The sequence below is a fragment of the Algoriphagus terrigena DSM 22685 genome (genome assembly GCF_000429445.1).
GTDB lineage: Bacteria > Bacteroidota > Bacteroidia > Cytophagales > Cyclobacteriaceae > Algoriphagus > Algoriphagus terrigena.
Genome location: NZ_AUBW01000006.1, coordinates 218,075 through 233,190, shown reverse-complemented (window position 1 = coordinate 233,190; position 15,116 = coordinate 218,075). Strand labels below are relative to the sequence as shown.

At 49.1% G+C, this 15,116-nt stretch carries 12 protein-coding genes; 7 read left to right on the top strand and 5 right to left on the bottom strand.

Going from position 1 to position 15,116, the window contains the following annotated elements; all coding sequences use genetic code 11:
- Positions 1 to 3: 3 nt before the first annotated feature.
- The 4 genes from lolB1 to G459_RS0106925 form a co-directional block, all read right to left on the bottom strand.
- Positions 4 to 741, bottom strand: a complete 738-nt coding sequence (lolB1, locus tag G459_RS0106940; protein ID WP_026966991.1) for a lipoprotein insertase outer membrane protein LolB1 — start codon at positions 739 to 741, stop codon at positions 4 to 6.
- The gene (locus tag G459_RS0106935) at positions 734 to 2,482 is read right to left on the bottom strand and encodes a tetratricopeptide repeat protein (RefSeq protein ID WP_035455339.1); all 1,749 of its coding nucleotides are present in this window, start codon (positions 2,480 to 2,482) and stop codon (positions 734 to 736) included. Before G459_RS0106935 ends, lolB1 begins: the two co-directional genes overlap by 8 nt.
- Positions 2,483 to 2,557: 75 nt before the next feature.
- Positions 2,558 to 4,063 (bottom strand): lipopolysaccharide biosynthesis protein, encoded by a 1,506-nt coding sequence (locus G459_RS0106930; protein ID WP_026966989.1) that lies wholly within the window; start codon positions 4,061 to 4,063, stop codon positions 2,558 to 2,560.
- 15 nt (positions 4,064 to 4,078) lie between these two features.
- The gene (locus tag G459_RS0106925; RefSeq protein WP_026966988.1) at positions 4,079 to 4,864 is read right to left on the bottom strand and encodes an enoyl-CoA hydratase/isomerase family protein; all 786 of its coding nucleotides are present in this window, start codon (positions 4,862 to 4,864) and stop codon (positions 4,079 to 4,081) included.
- Positions 4,865 to 5,076: 212 nt separating this feature from the next.
- Here G459_RS0106925 and G459_RS0106920 point away from each other — a divergent pair, with 212 nt between their 5' ends.
- The 6 genes from G459_RS0106920 (at position 5,077) to G459_RS0106890 (ending at position 11,582) form a co-directional block, all read left to right on the top strand.
- Entirely contained in the window at positions 5,077 to 6,531 is a 1,455-nt protein-coding gene (locus G459_RS0106920; RefSeq protein ID WP_026966987.1) for an NADP-dependent isocitrate dehydrogenase, read from the top strand.
- A 337-nt stretch (positions 6,532 to 6,868) separates the two neighbouring features.
- On the top strand, positions 6,869 to 8,164 hold the full coding sequence (locus G459_RS0106910) for a glycosyltransferase family 4 protein (protein WP_026966985.1): 1,296 nt from the start codon (positions 6,869 to 6,871) through the stop codon (positions 8,162 to 8,164).
- Between the two features lie 62 nt (positions 8,165 to 8,226).
- The gene (locus G459_RS0106905; RefSeq protein WP_026966984.1) at positions 8,227 to 9,360 is read left to right on the top strand and encodes a DUF819 family protein; all 1,134 of its coding nucleotides are present in this window, start codon (positions 8,227 to 8,229) and stop codon (positions 9,358 to 9,360) included.
- 192 nt (positions 9,361 to 9,552) lie between these two features.
- The gene (locus G459_RS0106900; protein ID WP_026966983.1) at positions 9,553 to 10,416 is read left to right on the top strand and encodes a bile acid:sodium symporter family protein; all 864 of its coding nucleotides are present in this window, start codon (positions 9,553 to 9,555) and stop codon (positions 10,414 to 10,416) included.
- Between the two features lie 43 nt (positions 10,417 to 10,459).
- A complete protein-coding gene (locus tag G459_RS28890) occupies positions 10,460 to 11,050 on the top strand; it encodes a hypothetical protein (protein WP_051315110.1) in 591 nt (196 codons plus the stop codon).
- A 1-nt stretch (position 11,051) separates the two neighbouring features.
- Entirely contained in the window at positions 11,052 to 11,582 is a 531-nt protein-coding gene (locus G459_RS0106890; protein WP_026966982.1) for a GNAT family N-acetyltransferase, read from the top strand.
- Here the strand turns inward: G459_RS0106890 and G459_RS0106885 are convergent.
- Positions 11,579 to 12,250: a YiaD family glycine zipper/OmpA-like lipoprotein gene (locus tag G459_RS0106885; protein WP_026966981.1), complete on the bottom strand. Its 672-nt coding sequence runs from the start codon at positions 12,248 to 12,250 to the stop codon at positions 11,579 to 11,581. The genes G459_RS0106890 and G459_RS0106885 overlap by 4 nt on opposite strands.
- A 475-nt stretch (positions 12,251 to 12,725) precedes the next feature.
- Here G459_RS0106885 and G459_RS0106880 point away from each other — a divergent pair, with 475 nt between their 5' ends.
- On the top strand, positions 12,726 to 15,107 hold the full coding sequence (locus tag G459_RS0106880) for a tetratricopeptide repeat protein (protein ID WP_026966980.1): 2,382 nt from the start codon (positions 12,726 to 12,728) through the stop codon (positions 15,105 to 15,107).
- The last annotated feature ends 9 nt before the right edge of the window (positions 15,108 to 15,116 follow it).

Genomic DNA, 15,116 nt, shown 5'->3' with positions numbered 1-15,116 from the left:
AACTTAGAATCTGAAAGGAAAGCTGAGCGGCTGTGAATTTGGCTCAATAGAAGTCCACTCCAGGTGAATGATGGTGTTTTGGCCGCCTTCGGGAAGCTGGTAAGCTAGCTTGAAAAGGACTTCGGCGGGAAATGGCTGAGAGGCAGCATCCTGAAATTTTGGAAAGCTCGCCAACACAGATCCGCGGTCGTCCAGCGAGTTGCTCACCAGCTCGGATACCTTGCCGTGGCTGGTTTCGATCTTGGTAAAGTACCTGACCTGGTCCCTGATCTGGGTCAATTCAAACTTTTTGCCCACTCTAAACAGCCTGTCCTGATAGTCGAAGTCGAATGGTGTATTGGCCCAAAGGACGTTTTGGAACAGTTCCAGCGAAAGTTTCAAGCCGTAGAATTTCTCAAATTCCTCGTAGGTGAGGTTGATGTCGTCCTGCCCGACCCGATCCCGTATCTGAATCCGGTCCTGGGTGAAAAAGCCACGGATCGCCTCCATCCCCATTCCCGGAGACATGGTAAACCAAAGGACACTGTCTTTTTTTGCCCGGAGACTCAGCGTGCCCCGAGTGACTTTCCCTGATTCTTCTTCGATGACCACTTTTGCCTTGGCACTTAGGTAGTCGTACTTGGCGACGACAGGCTGAAACTCCTCCATCTGACCGTCTCCTTCGTAGAGGATGACTTTTTTGGCACACCCCGCCATGCTGATGATCAAAAGTGCCAGAACACCTGCGAAAAGTTTATTCATGGTATTTTCCGTCTTTTAGTTTTTGGGCAAGTTTTTCGGAGGCTTCGGTGCTCCCTTCCGCTTTTTTCCACCAGGTCATCGCCTCAGAAACTTTGCCAAGATGAAAAAGAATGTCTCCATAATGCTCCAACATCACGCCGCTTGGCTCTGAATCGTTTTCGATGGCCTGATTCATATACTGCGAAGCCTCCTGATAGCTGCCCATCTGAAAGAGTACCCATGCATGGGTGTCGAGATAGGTGGAGTTGGTAGGATGTTTTTTGACGACTTTCTCGGACATGGATCGGGCTTTTTCCAAATCCTTTTTTTCCAACGAAAGAAAATAGGCGTAATTGTTCAGTACCTGTTCGTCGTTCGGATTGAGCTTGAGTGCTTTTTCAAAGTAGACAAACGCCGAATCTTTTTCCCCGAGGTTGTACAGTGAATTGCCGAGTGACCCGTAGGCGACTTGGTCCAGTTGCGGGTTTTTGCCGGCATTGAGTTCAATGGATTTTTCGAGCGACTGCACGGCAAGCGTGTCCTTTTTTCGGGATGATTTCACCACGCCGTCATAAAACCAAAACTCCGGCGCCTCCGGAAATTCATCCACGCCCATCGTGGTATAGGTTTCCAATTCTGCAAAATCCGGACTTTCGCCAAAGGAATTTAGGATCACCTGCTCCAAAAGCGAGGCGTTTTTGGGCTGGATCTGAAGGGATTTTTTGAAATAGTCCATTGCTGCTGGCATATCTCCAGCGGCTCTTTTCCGCTCGCCGACGACTTCCAGGACCATGGCGTTGGATGAATTCAACTCCAGCATCAGCACTTCCATCTCATCCAAAAGTGAATCCCGCTCGATGGTCTTCATCTCCGAAAGCATGGATTTGAAAGTCTTCGCCTTGACCTCGCCATCCAAGTCGGGACTTTCAAAAGCCGACATCAAATAGGCGTTTGCCTGGGCGATTTCACCTTTTTCCTTCAAAAGCGTATAGGCTGCCATCTGAAGTTCCGGCTGGTTGGGATACTTGCTGATTTCCTCCGAAACCAGCTCCAATGCCTCATCCAATCGGGCATTGTTGTACAGGATTTCGACGAGATTCAGTACATAGTTGGGATTGCCGGGAAAAGCCTCAATCAACTGTCGGCCTTCTCGGATGGCATTTGGCAAGTCATTTTTCCTGAGATAGATGCGCTGCTTCTGCACGGTGAAGGGTTCACGGATACCATAGTAGTCCTCTGCGCGATCGAGCACGACCAGTGCTTTGTCAAACTCGTTTGCGTTGAGATACAGAGAAGCCAGATCCAGATTGTACTGTTGGTTTTGCTCCGAGTCAGCCGTCAATCGGTCCAGGATCTCGGCGGCCTTGAGCGGCTGGTTGAGATTGGTGTAGATCTCGGCGACCATGAGCGAATAGTACTTGTTGTCAGGATCCGCCGATGCGGCTTTCTCCGCATAGGGAAGGCCTTTTTGCGCCTGATCTGATCTGACGAGCACCTCGGCGATTTTGTAGTTGATGGCAGGCTCTTCCGGAGTCAGTTCCAGCGAATGCTGCAGATAAAAGAAGGCTTTTTCGAGGTCGCCAAGTACCAGTGCCTTTTCTCCTTCGATAAAATAGCGGCTGGACTTAGTCTGGATTTCCTGGATTTTGGCTTCTTTTTTGGAAAGCGGTTGCTGGCCAAAACCGGCATTCGACCCTAGGAAGAAAAGGCAAAACAGGAAGAGGATTGGGATAAATCTCACGGTGATCAGGGAATGCTGCATCAATTCACAAACATAATGCCTTTTGCTCAGATTGGCTGGACTATTTCGTCTTTTGCCCGAAAGAGCGAAGCGAAGTCAGAACGGTTTTTTGCGCTGGAATACAGCGCCAAGCAGGTCTCTTTCCCGATATCCAATCCAAGCCAAGAACAGTACTACAAGGCTATTTTTGGCAAAAAAGTTTAAACCTGCCGAATCCAAATCGAGAAAGAACCCGGCATAGCTCAGTCCAAATGCGATGATCAGATAACTGATGTCCCTGCCGGTCTGATAAGGGATCGGATAATATTTCTGCCCAAAAATAAAGCAGATCAAGGTCATGACCAGATAGCAGGCCAAGGTACTCAATGCACCGCCGAGATATCCCCAGACAGGTACTAAAAAGACAATCACCGCCACACTCACCAGCGCACCAATCAAGGTGATCCAGAAACTGTAGTTGGTTTTGTCCGTGATTTTAAACCAAATAGAGAGATTGAAATACACGCCTAAAAGCAAATAGCCCATAAGCAGGATGGGGACAATAAAATATGCCGAGGCGTAGACGTCGCCTTTGAGAAACAGTGGTCCGATCCAACTCAGATTCACTGAAATAGCGATCATTAATACCGTGCAGAAAATGATAAACGCATGCATGACCCGGGCATAGAGCAGCGGTGAATTTTTATCCGTGGATTGCTTGAAGAAAAAGGGCTCTGCTGCGTACTTGAACGCCTGAATGACCAAGTTCATCAAGATTGCCAGCTTGAAATTGGCTCCAAAAACACCGGCAGCCTCCCTTGAGTTGAGTCCGGGATAGAAGTTCTCAGGTAAAATATATTCAAATAAAAACCTGGAAACGAGTTCGTTGGTGACACCCGCCAAGCCCATGAAAAGCAGGGGAAGAGAATAGGTCCACATGGGGCGAGTGATCTCTTTGTCAAGTGAAAACCGGAAGAAGCCGGCTCTCCACCAGACATATGGGATGATTAATCCATTTGCCAAAAGATTGGAAAGCAAGATGTATTCAACTCCCCAATCGGTCCGGAAACCCATAAAACCAGGGTCGATCAGTCCCTCTTCCATCCATTCAGGAATCCAGATAATCAACAATAGATTAAGCAGAACATTGAGAAGGATATTGATGAGCTTGGCGCCTGCAAAGGCAACTGCCCGATTTTCTAATCGCAACTTGGCAAATGGAATAGCCAGGATGGCATCGAATGAAAGGATCAAAGCTACCCAGCGAAAAAGGTAGGCTTGGCCTGGGTAATCCATCACTTCTGCCAGCCAGGGCGCGGCTAGGTAAAGCGCTGATCCCAAAACCAAAGTTGAAGTGATCAGAAGCGATTGGGTGCTGTGATATACCCGGGTGGGATCAAGGTTTTTACCTGTGGAAAAGCGAAAAAACGCCGTTTCCATCCCGTACGTGAAGATGATGTTTAAGAATCCGACCAATGCGTAGATGCCCGTAAATGCACCCAAAGCCTCTGGGTTGAGGTAGGCGGTATAAACGATGATCAGTAAAAAATTAATGGATCGACCCAGAATACTGCTCAGTCCATAGATGGCAGTTTGGCCGGCAAGTTTTTTCAGGTTACTCATTTGGGAGCCAAGAGCCTACTCGCCTTTGAAGATGGGTTTTCTTTTTTCCAAAAATGCGGAGGTTCCTTCTTTGTAATCTCCAGACTTCACACAGCGGGAAAAGCTGTTGGCTTCGGTTTGATAGCCATTTTCGTCAGAAAGAAAAGCCGCGTTGACACAATCCACGATCATGCCGATAGCCAAAGGTGCTTTGCTCATGATCTTGCCGATGATTTCTTCAGCTTTTTCCATCGCTTCGACTTTGGTTGGCAGCACGTAGTTGACCAATCCAAGGTCTCTGGCTTCCTCCGCGCCGATCATATCTCCGGTCATCATGAGTTCGATTGCTTTGCCTCGGCCGACCAGATGTGTCAGACGCTGGGTTCCACCGTAGCCGGGGATGATTCCGAGATTGACTTCAGGTTGGCCAAATTTGGCATTGGCCGTGGCGATGCGCATGTGACAGGCCATGGCCAGTTCACATCCTCCGCCTAGTGTGAAGCCGTTGGCTACCGCGATGACGGGCTTGTGGCAGTTTTCGATCATGGCGAAGATTTCCTGGCCATTTTCGGCGAATTTTCGAGCATTGACTTCATTGAGTGTGGCAATCTCGCTGATGTCCGCTCCGGCGATGAAAGCCTTCTCTCCGGCGCCTGTGATGATCACCGCTTTGATGGTCCGATTGTCCGCAGCTTCTTCAAAAATCCCCTTTATCTCTTCCAGCGTGGCAAAATTGAGAGCGTTCATTTTATCCTCTCGGTTGACGGTGAGGTAGAGGACGCCGTTTTTTTCTTCTGTCAGGATATTTTGAAAATCTGCCATAAGCGGGTTGAGTGTGGAAAAGCAAATATACGCCTAGGGGGTACAAAGCCAAATTTGCCCGCCTAGAATTATCCTCGGCCGAATGGGAAAGCAGAGCTTCCGCTGAAATTTGCCAGCCACCATCCTGGGAATTAAAGCTCGATTCCCAGTCTGTTTCAGCCATTTTTAATTACTTTTGGACTTTCTAAAATCCAACTAAACTGCCTATAAATATGTCGGCTAAGACGAAGATTACAGTGGCCTACGGGGATGGAATCGGCCCGGAAATCATGACCGCAACCCTCAATATCCTGGAAGCTGCCGGTGCCCAACTTGAATACGATGTGATCGAGATAGGCGAGCAGGTCTATTTGAAAGGTGTGAGTTCCGGAATGGAGCCAAAGGCTTTTGAATCGCTTCGCGAAACCAAGGTTTTTTTGAAGTCTCCGATCACGACTCCTCAGGGAGGAGGTTTCAAATCCCTGAACGTAACCACTCGTACTTCTTTTGGACTTTTTGCCAACGTGAGGCCCTGCAAGGCTTATTCGCCTTTTATCCAGACTCATTTTCCAAAGACCGACATGGTCATCATCCGCGAAAATGAAGAAGATCTCTATGCAGGAATCGAGCACCGACAAACTCAAGAGGTCGTACAAAGCTTAAAGTTGATTTCCCAACCCGGCTCTGAGAAGATCGTCCGATATGCCTTCGAATACGCTAAAAAGTACGGTCGCAAGAAAGTGACTTGCATGACCAAGGACAACATCATGAAGTTGGCCGATGGACTGTTCCACAGGACTTTTGATGAAATCGCGAAGGAATACCCAGACATCAAAACAGACCACAAGATCATCGATATCGGGACTGCGCTGATTGCAGATCGCCCGGAGGTTTTTGACGTGATCGTGACGCTGAACCTGTACGGAGACATCATCTCCGACGTGGCTGCTCAGGTGACCGGTTCGGTAGGACTGGGCGGCTCTGCCAATGTTGGGGAAGAGGTGGCCATGTTTGAAGCGATCCACGGCTCCGCGCCGGATATCACCGGCTTGGGAATAGCAAATCCCTCGGGTCTATTGAATGGCGCGATCATGATGCTCGTGCACATCGGTCAGCCGGAAGTGGCGGAGAAGATCGCCAACGCTTGGATGAAGACACTGGAAGACGGGATCCATACCGGGGACATCTATCAGGAGGGACTTTCCAGCAAGAAAGTTGGAACGGCCGAGTTTGCACAAGCAGTGATTGATCGATTGGGACAAATGCCTGCCAATATGATTCCGGCTTCCTTTGACAAAGAGGATACCAAGCCGATGAATACCAAACTGAAAGCCCGAACTCCAGAAAAAAAGGAATTGATCGGCGTTGATGTATTTGTGGCTTGGGATGAAGAAGGACGCGATCCAAACGTGCTGGGCGAAAAACTTCGCGCTGCCAATGCGGGCGGGCTGCAGCTTCAGCTGATCACCAACCGGGGTGTGAAAGTATTCCCGGCAGGTATGAAAGAAACCTTTTGTACCGATCACTGGAGATGCAGATTCCAGACGGCCGATCAGGCTGTGATCGGTCATGCGCAGATCCTGGATCTGTTGCAGCAGGTCTCCAATTTGGGGATTGAATTCATCCAGACTGCCAATCTTTACAGTTTCGACGGCAAGCGGGCGTATTCGCTGGCGCAAGGAGAATAATTTTTAATAGGAGCGTTCGGAAACCAAAAAGCGGTTGTATGGCTATAATTCCTCTGATTAAAATGGTCATTGTCCTTCTAGGGATTGCGTGGACCTTTTGGTTTTTATTGACAGGACTGATAAAAAGGGATACGCCACGGCTTGGGAAGGCCGTAAAGGTCCTAGTTTCCGTTGCCTGTCTGTCTCTATTGTTGACCATTGGCGAGTTTGTTTATGCGTATAGTAAATAACAAGTGCAAATAACCAGTAACTCGAAAAGGGAGAAGGGACACTTTCTCCCTTTCTTTTTGGCACATCTTTTACTTTAGTACTTCGGAACTTGGTACTTTATACACAAATGCAGAAAAGAGTCCTCATCATCACATACTATTGGCCGCCCAGCGGAGGATCGGGTGTACAGCGCTGGCTGAAGTTTGCCAAGTACCTGCCTGATTCCGGTTGGGAGCCGGTGATCTTTACACCTGAAAATCCGGATTTTGACCTTCAGGACGAGAGCCTCTCAAAGCAGATACCTTCCCAGCTTGAGGTGATCAAATTCCCGATTTGGGAGCCTTACCAGCTTTTCTCCAAGGTGAAAGGAAAAACCAAAACCCACCCGGGCCGACTCCTGGAACAACGGGATCGGGGCTTTCTGGAGAAAGCCGCCATCTGGATGCGGGCCAACTTGCTGGTGCCTGATCCGAGGATTTTTTGGGTAAAACCTTCGGTGAAATTTCTGACAGATTTAGTGAAAAGCGGGCAATTTCAAGCCGTGATTACCACTGGGCCTCCGCATAGTATGCATCTGATCGGGCTGGAGCTCAAGCGGAAAACCGGCATTCCATGGGTTGCTGACTTTCGGGATCCCTGGTCGCAATGGGAGTTTTTGGACGCGATGCCGATGACCGATCTCATCCGCCGCCGACATCAAAGTTTGGAGCAAAGCGTGCTGAATGAAGCCAATGCCGTGCTGACGATTTCCCCGACTTTCCAGATCGATCTTGAAAAACTTGCCGGAAGAAAGATCCACCTGCTAACCAATGGCTATGATCCGGCGGATCTGCCTTCCGATTTTTTTCCAAAAATGAAAACCGAAAGAAGTCTCCATCTGGTGTATTCCGGGGTGATCGACTCGATCCGCAATCCGATTCCGATTCTGAACGCGATGAAGGAGGAATTTATAGAGACAGGAGAGGAAGTCAGGATGACCTTTGTGGGGAAAGTTTCCGAGCAGGTTAGGGATTTTGTGAAGGACGATTCTTGGTTGGTCGAGCGGGTTTTCTTTCCCGGCTATGTCCCCCACGGGGAAGTGTTTGATTTCTATGCGAAGGCAGACGCGCTGGTTTTGATCCTCACGGATACCAAGAATGCCCAGGGAAACATCCCCGGAAAACTTTTCGAATACCTGGCCACGGGTGTTCCGGTTTTGGCTTTGGGTGATCCTGACGGAGATTCTGCCAAGATCCTCAGCGAAGCTGGAGGTGGCGAAGTCATCCGCCACGAGGATTTTGTGAATATCCAGATAGCCCTAAGAAAGCTCATGGACGGAATAGCCGAAAGAGAATCGGAGGTGAGGATCGAGCGGTTTTCACGGCAGTCATTGACTCAGGAGTTGGCTGTGATTTTGGATGAAAGTACGCGGGGAGAAGCCTAGGATTTTTTTGAGCGGGGCTATTGCAGCCACCATCCAGTCAGGACTTTTTCCTATTTTTCCCAATGACCTTCACCGAAAATCCGATCTTCATAGCAGGCATCCTTTGTCTGGTGGTATTTTTTGCACAGGCTTTGACCCGATTTACCTGGGGTAGGACTGTCGGTGCGGCCATCTGGGTCATCTTGATCTGTGCATTCATCTCCAATATCGGCCTCATCCCTAGTGCAATGGATGGCAGTCCGGTGTACGATGGGGTATTTGGCTATTTGGCTCCGTTGGGGATTTTTATCGCCTTGCTGGAGGTGGATCTGAAAAGCCTGAAAAAAGCCGGCCTGCCACTCCTGTTGATGTTTTTGCTTGGTGCGGCAGCTACTGTTATTGGTGTATTGGTCGCCTGGTTTGTAGTCAATCCCGCTGCGGAAATTGGCGATTTGGCTTCGGCTGTAGCTGGGATGTACACGGGAACTTACATCGGCGGAAGCATCAATTTCAACGCAATCGCGCTGCACTATGACGTGAACCAAAACGGAAATCTCTTTGCCGCTACCACGGTGGTGGATAATTTGATCGGCACGCCTTGGATCGTAGCTACCTTGATCCTGCCTAAATATCTGCAGAAGTATTTTCCAAGAAAGAAGCTGTCATCAGCACAGTCCGGGGAGAAAATAATCTCCGACGAGAAGATTTCCATTGCTCCTCTTGCGATGATTCTCGCCCTGGGATTGTTGGGGATGGCTGTCAGCAAAGCAGTAGTTTCCTATGTTCCACAAGTGCCCGAAATTATCGTATTGACGACGATAGCATTGATTTTGGCTCAGATTCCTGCTGTAAAGCGACTGACGGGAAAGCATACGCTGGGATTCTTTTTTATCCTGATCTTCCTGGCGGTGATTGGTACACTGTGTGACGTAGGGGCGCTGTCTGGAGTAGGTGACCTAGCGGGAACGCTGATTCTGTTTGTGGGTTTGCTGGTGTTGATCCACGGCGCGGTGATCTTTGGAGTCGGGGCACTGTTCAAGATGGACTGGGACGTGATCGCTGTGGCTTCTCAGGCGAATATTGGGGGAAACACGACGGCAATAGCCGCTGCAGAGAGCTTGAATCGACCGGATCTGCTGATCCCCGGCATGCTGGTGGGAAGTTTGGGCAATGCGCTGGGGACTTATGTAGGATTTGCAGTAGCGGGATTCTTATAAAGTATCAAGTAACTGGACGCTAGTATGAAGTAGACGCTGCAAGCGAAAATCAAAGAAAAGGAGCCAGAAACGGTGCTGTGCTAACCTCTAATCCTTTGAAATAAAAAGGGAATTGCCATTCCGAGTCGCGATGTTATTGGGAATATTTCTCCTATTTTCCCATCCCAACCTAAGCCCGAACCCCAATAACCCATGGAAGCCAGTATCCTGACTCAGCTATTCCTGCCACTTGCGCTGGCTATCATCATGTTTGGCATGGGCTTGAGCCTGACTCCCGGGGATTTCAAACGGATCTTGATCTATCCCAAAGCAGTTGCCATCGGCCTCATCAATCAGCTGATACTCCTTCCATTGGTCGCGTTTGGTTTGATTCTTTTGTTTGGGTTGGAGCGGGAAGCCGCCGTGGGAGTGATGATCCTGTCGGCATGTCCGGGAGGCGCGACTTCCAACCTGATCACTCATCTGGCGAAAGGTGATTCGGCGCTTTCCATCACGCTGACGGGTTTCTCTTCGATGATCACTGTCCTGACGATCCCGTTTGTAGTCAATTTTTCCCTTAACTATTTCATGCCCGGAGGCGAAGTACAGCAGCTGAATATCGTGGGAACCGTCATTTCCGTTCTTTTCATTACCGTAATACCAGTGGTTCTGGGAATGATTATTCTGAAACAAGCGCCTGGATTGGCCGCGAGATTGGACAAGCCTTTTCGCAAGATTTCGGTTATTTTCTTTGTGGTGATTGTCTTAGCGGCGATTTTCAAAGAAAGAGAACACATCGTTCAGTATTTCTTGGAAGCGGGTCCGGTGACTTTGGCGCTGAATGTCTGCACGCTGGCGGTCGGTTATTTCTCCGGCAAGCTATTGGGTCTAGGTAGAAAACAAAGTACAACCATCTCCATCGAGTCGGGAATTCAAAACGCCACACTTGGTATTACTGTCGCAGCGACCTTGTTGGTGAATCCCGCGATGACGATCCCATCGGTGATCTACGGCTTGCTGATGTTTGGGACAGCGGGGCTGATCATCGCCTGGGGAAATAAAAAGGAATATGCTTAGTCAGAATAAAATCCCTTCAATTGCATAAATCGGTGTTGAGGATATGAAGAGTTTTTTGATGCTTGCTTGTCTCTTGACTTCGTTTTCCGCTTTAGGACAAACCTATTTTGATGAGTCCAATCGCAGGATTGTCAAGGAAGACTATGAGGAGAAGATCCTTAATGGCCCCTATTTCGGAGTGCCGGGAGATCAAATAGGCGATATGAAGCTCGTTCATCGAATGCCGGTGGGAGTCACTGACGCTAGGATGATCTATGAAAAACTGGGTCTATTGGAAGAATTCCAAGCAGGCAAACCGCTGATTGTGATTTTTTATCCAGGGAAGGATGGATGCAACAGTACTGGATTTACTGACCGAGCATATCTCAAAAACAAGCATAAATCCCTTCTGAAATATGCAGAAAAACACGATGCAGTACCTCCTCTGTATATTTATAAAAATCCCCACGGACTGGAAAAATACCAAGGCATTCAGGAGTGGACGGCAGATCCCGATCAGCTGTTCGAAAAGCTTTTTTTCCAATACCCCTATCCCTGTGGGAGTTTTGTCGTGATCAATCCCAAAGGGAATTTCAGGGGGATTTTGGGTGAACATCCCATATCCCAAATCGATGTAGCACTCAAAAAACTTTAAGATGGAAACGATAGCTCCTCAACCGGTAATCAGAAAAGCCACTTCCCATGATCTGGGAGACCTGCTTCATATGGCCCGCACCTCATTTTTGCAGGCTTTTACAGCAGGCAACAAGCCTGAGAACGTGACTGCCTATCTGAAGGAAGCGTTTACTTTGGAGCAATTTGAAAAGGAAATGGCCACGCAAGCCTCCACCTTTTTGGTAGCCGAGCTGGAAGGGGAGATCATCGGCTATGTCAAAGTCAACCAGGTTCCCGCCCAGACGGATGTCCATGATCCGGAAAGTCTTGAAATCGCCCGACTCTATGTCTTGGAGGATTTTCTTGGACTGGGATTGGGCAAAAAACTTCTTGATACGGCAATCAACTTTGCGAAGCAAAACGAAAAAAAATACCTCTGGCTCGGTGTCTGGGAACACAACGCCCGGGCGATCCGCTTTTATGAAAAAAATGGCCTCCGAATATTCGGAAGCCACCCTTTTCCATTTGGAGATGAAGTTCAGACAGATTTTCTGATGAGAATCGACTTTTAACCTCCCAATTCGCCTTTTTTGGCCATCTTTTGCATCTTCTTGTTGGCATAGATCGCTACTTCCACTCTTCGGTTCGCAGCTCTTCCTGCCTCAGAATCGTTGGAGCCTACGGGCATGATTTCCCCATGTCCCACGTCGGAAACTCGCCCTGAGCTGACCCCGAGGCCTGTGAGGTAAGAGCTGACGGATTGCGCCCGTTCTTCAGAGAGCTTTTGATTGTATTCTTCAGTTCCCTTGTCGTCCGCGTGGCCCTCAATCAGGATGTTGGTATCTTCGTATTTTTGGAGGATAGTAGCCAGGTCTTTCAGATTGGTTTCGGAAGTGGCAGTCAGGGAAGCCTGATCAAAACCAAACAGCAAGCCCGAGTCAAAGGTGATTTTGATCCCTTCTCCAACCCGCTCGACTTTGGCGCCTTCCAAATCTCTTTGGAGTTCTTCAGCCTGCTTGTCCATCTCGTGGCCAATGATTGCCCCAGCTGATCCTCCGATTGCTGATCCGATGATGATGCCGGTCGCAGTATTGTTTTTGGAAATCAGTCCGCCAATCACTCCTCCGGCTGCTCCGCCGATAGCGCCTCCTTTCACGGCGTTGCTGGTCTTGCACGAAGGCGCAGCTGCCAAGATTCCCAAAAGTCCCACTCCTAATAAAATTCGATTGGATGTTTTCATGATTTATAGAATTTTTCAGGGTAAGGAAATCAAAGGCTATTCCAGAGTAGCACCGTCTTGATTGGGCTCGTGAAAAGAGCATCTTAGACGGTTGCGAAGACGTAGATTGTGGGGTCCGGGAAGTCAAGAGATAAGTGCTTTTTGAGCGAAAAGCAGGTCTTTTCGGGCTAGGCGATTTTCGTTTCAGAGATAGATAATGGCCAACAACGAGACCTCTTTTTCAATGAAAATAGCGATGGTCACACGAGGAGATGTACAATCTTAAGACAACGCATGTCCTTAGTTGGGGAAAAACGTGCTCAATGTGCGCAAGCTGGGAACACCAACAATCTGGCTAAAGCCTGAGCGGTTTCGAAGCCATCCATTGCGTTTGGTGAGTCGATTAAATGGAGTTTTTGTTGCGGGTAGATTGGCGGTCGGACGTTTGGACATTTCGCGATTGGGTTTAACTTTAGCAAGACTTTTACTGGCCACCATGAATCAAACAACCTGGATCTGGATTTTACTGATCGCATTTTTTGGAACCCTGCTTTACATCCAGACCATCGGGTTTGACTACACACTCGATGACGGCATCTATGCAAATTCGAATCGGGTGACCCTCAAAGGACTCGAAGAATGGCCCGAACTATTTAAGTACGGCTCGATGAATTTCATCGAAATCAGCCCAGTCAACACCGGCATTTACCGACCGCTTACGTTGCTCACCTTTGCGGTTGAAAACGAGCTCGTGGGCAAATTTGATCCGGGTGTCAGCCATTCCATCAATCTGCTGCTGTACTTTGCGCTGCTGGTCGTGCTTGGATTTTTGCTGGCTGAGTTGATCCAGGTCAAAAAGCTTCCCTGGTGGGTCCCAGCTTTGATCTTGCTGCTCTATGCCGTCCATCCCTTGCACGTGGAGGTCGTCGCCTCAGCCAAAAGCCGGGACACCTTGCTGTCTTCTCTTTTCGCATTCAGCGCCATTCTCATCTGGTGGAGGACGCAGCCGATGCCAAAGATGTGGCAGTGGGCTGTCATTCTGGGTATCTATTTTCTGTCACTTCTGTCGAAGGAGGAGAGTATTCCGCTGATTGCCTTGGTGGGGTTGATTGCCTATTTTTTTCAGAGAAAAAGTGCTCTTCAGGCAATGCGGGCGGCCTTGCCTTTTGCAGGCGCAGCGGCCGTTTACCTGCTCATCAGGGGCCTGGTGCTGGACACGGCTGCGACGACGTACGATTCCTACATCAACAGTATCCTGTACGTTGCGGACGGGTTTCAGCGATTGGCGACCAATTTCTACATCTATCTGGAGTATGTCAAGCTCCTCTTTTTCCCTCATCCGCTTTCTTGGGATTACTCCTTTAGCCAGCTCTCGGTGCAGAGCTTTTCGAGTCCGTGGGTTTGGGTAAGTGTTGTTCTTTTCGGGGCCTTGATTTGGTTGGCTTACCGGGGATTCAAAGGCCGCAGCCTGATTAGCTTCGGTCTGATCTTCTATTTCGCAGCCTTTTCGATCTTCGCCAACTTGCTTCCATCTCTGACCATTGGGTCCAACCTTGGCGAGCGGTTTCTTTTCGTTCCCTCCCTGGCATTTGCTTTTTTGGCAGTATATGGCCTTTTTCTTTTGGGAAAAAAGTGGATGCCCAATCGGCTTCATTTGATTCCCCTGCTGGTATTGGTACCTGTTGTTTTTGGTTTTTCCTGGAAGACTTTTGACCGGGCCAAAGTCTGGAAAGACAACCTGAGCATTACCCGAAATGACGTGGAAAGCGCTCCCAAAAGCTGGCGAACTCACACATTTTACGCAGAGGAATTGCGAAGGGTAGGCTTGGCGGCGTTGAAAGACCACCCTGATTCGGCAAAGGCAACGCTGCAGGAAGCGAAGAAAGAGTACGAGATCATGTTTGGGATCTTGGGCAAAGACCTGCCGGTATCGCAATATTTGGCCACCTATGCGGAAGTGCTGATCAATCTGGGTGACAGTGCGATGGCGGTGACTGTGTTGGAAGAAAATATCGAGAGAAACCCCAAGGCTTTTTATCCGCTCTTTCAGCTGGGTCGATTTGCCTATGAAGGAGGAGAGTATGAGAAGGCGATCGACTATTATCAAAAGGCGCTCCAGGCCCAGAACCCCAACTTCGGCCCGTTGTACAGAAATCTCGGCTTGTCCTACAGTCGGAATTCTGAAAAAGACAAGGCAATCGTGGCGCTCGAAAAATCCCTCGAATACTTTGATGGACCGGAGATCAGGCGTGCGTTGGGATTCCTCTACTCCGAACTTGGACAAACTGAAAAAGCTGCCAGGTACCTCGCCACGGACGAGAATGCCAGTGCCGAGGAGATCGCCTTCATCAACGCTACCATGCTGGGAAATATCGCTTTTGGCAAGGGAGATTTTCAAACTTCCCTGTCGGAATACAAGAAGATCGAGCCGATATATGAGGAAGTAGATGGCAAGACGAAATTTCCGACCTTCTACTCCGCCCTGGCAAAATCACTACTTGAAACCGGCGATACGCTCAGCTCGAAGACGTTCTTTCTGAGAGCAGTGGACGAAATGGGCTCCAAAGATCCGGTCGTCTTTACAAATCTGGGAACTATTGCCTTCCACAAGGATCAAAATTATCCGCAAGCGGAGCGCTATTTTCAGCAGGCGATTGACTACGGGTCCACGACCTACGAGTCCTACATGAACCTCGCCTCGGCACTTTTGATACAGCGCAAGGAGCGTCAGGCGATTCCTGTTTTGGAGAAAGCCGTCGCTATCCAGGCTTCCCGAGCTGCGGTAGGCAACCTCTATCTGGTGCACAAGAGTCTGGGTAATACGGAGGAGATGAACCGCTACCACCAGCTGCTATTTCCCGCCGGCGTGCCTCAGTAGGGGATATGA

Bases quoted from the DNA above. Each gene is read 5' to 3' on its own strand.
- G459_RS0106890 (WP_026966982.1), top strand. From the start codon at position 11,052: ATGGAAACGATAGCTCCTCAACCGGTAATCAGAAAAGCCACTTCCCAT.
- G459_RS0106880 (WP_026966980.1), top strand. From the start codon at position 12,726: ATGAATCAAACAACCTGGATCTGGATTTTACTGATCGCATTTTTTGGA.
- G459_RS0106910 (WP_026966985.1), top strand. From the start codon at position 6,869: ATGCAGAAAAGAGTCCTCATCATCACATACTATTGGCCGCCCAGCGGA.
- G459_RS0106885 (WP_026966981.1), bottom strand. From the start codon at position 12,250: ATGAAAACATCCAATCGAATTTTATTAGGAGTGGGACTTTTGGGAATC.
- G459_RS0106920 (WP_026966987.1), top strand. From the start codon at position 5,077: ATGTCGGCTAAGACGAAGATTACAGTGGCCTACGGGGATGGAATCGGC.
- G459_RS0106925 (WP_026966988.1), bottom strand. From the start codon at position 4,864: ATGGCAGATTTTCAAAATATCCTGACAGAAGAAAAAAACGGCGTCCTC.
- G459_RS0106935 (WP_035455339.1), bottom strand. From the start codon at position 2,482: ATGCAGCATTCCCTGATCACCGTGAGATTTATCCCAATCCTCTTCCTG.
- G459_RS28890 (WP_051315110.1), top strand. From the start codon at position 10,460: ATGAAGAGTTTTTTGATGCTTGCTTGTCTCTTGACTTCGTTTTCCGCT.
- lolB1 (WP_026966991.1), bottom strand. From the start codon at position 741: ATGAATAAACTTTTCGCAGGTGTTCTGGCACTTTTGATCATCAGCATG.
- G459_RS0106905 (WP_026966984.1), top strand. From the start codon at position 8,227: ATGACCTTCACCGAAAATCCGATCTTCATAGCAGGCATCCTTTGTCTG.
- G459_RS0106930 (WP_026966989.1), bottom strand. From the start codon at position 4,063: ATGAGTAACCTGAAAAAACTTGCCGGCCAAACTGCCATCTATGGACTG.
- G459_RS0106900 (WP_026966983.1), top strand. From the start codon at position 9,553: ATGGAAGCCAGTATCCTGACTCAGCTATTCCTGCCACTTGCGCTGGCT.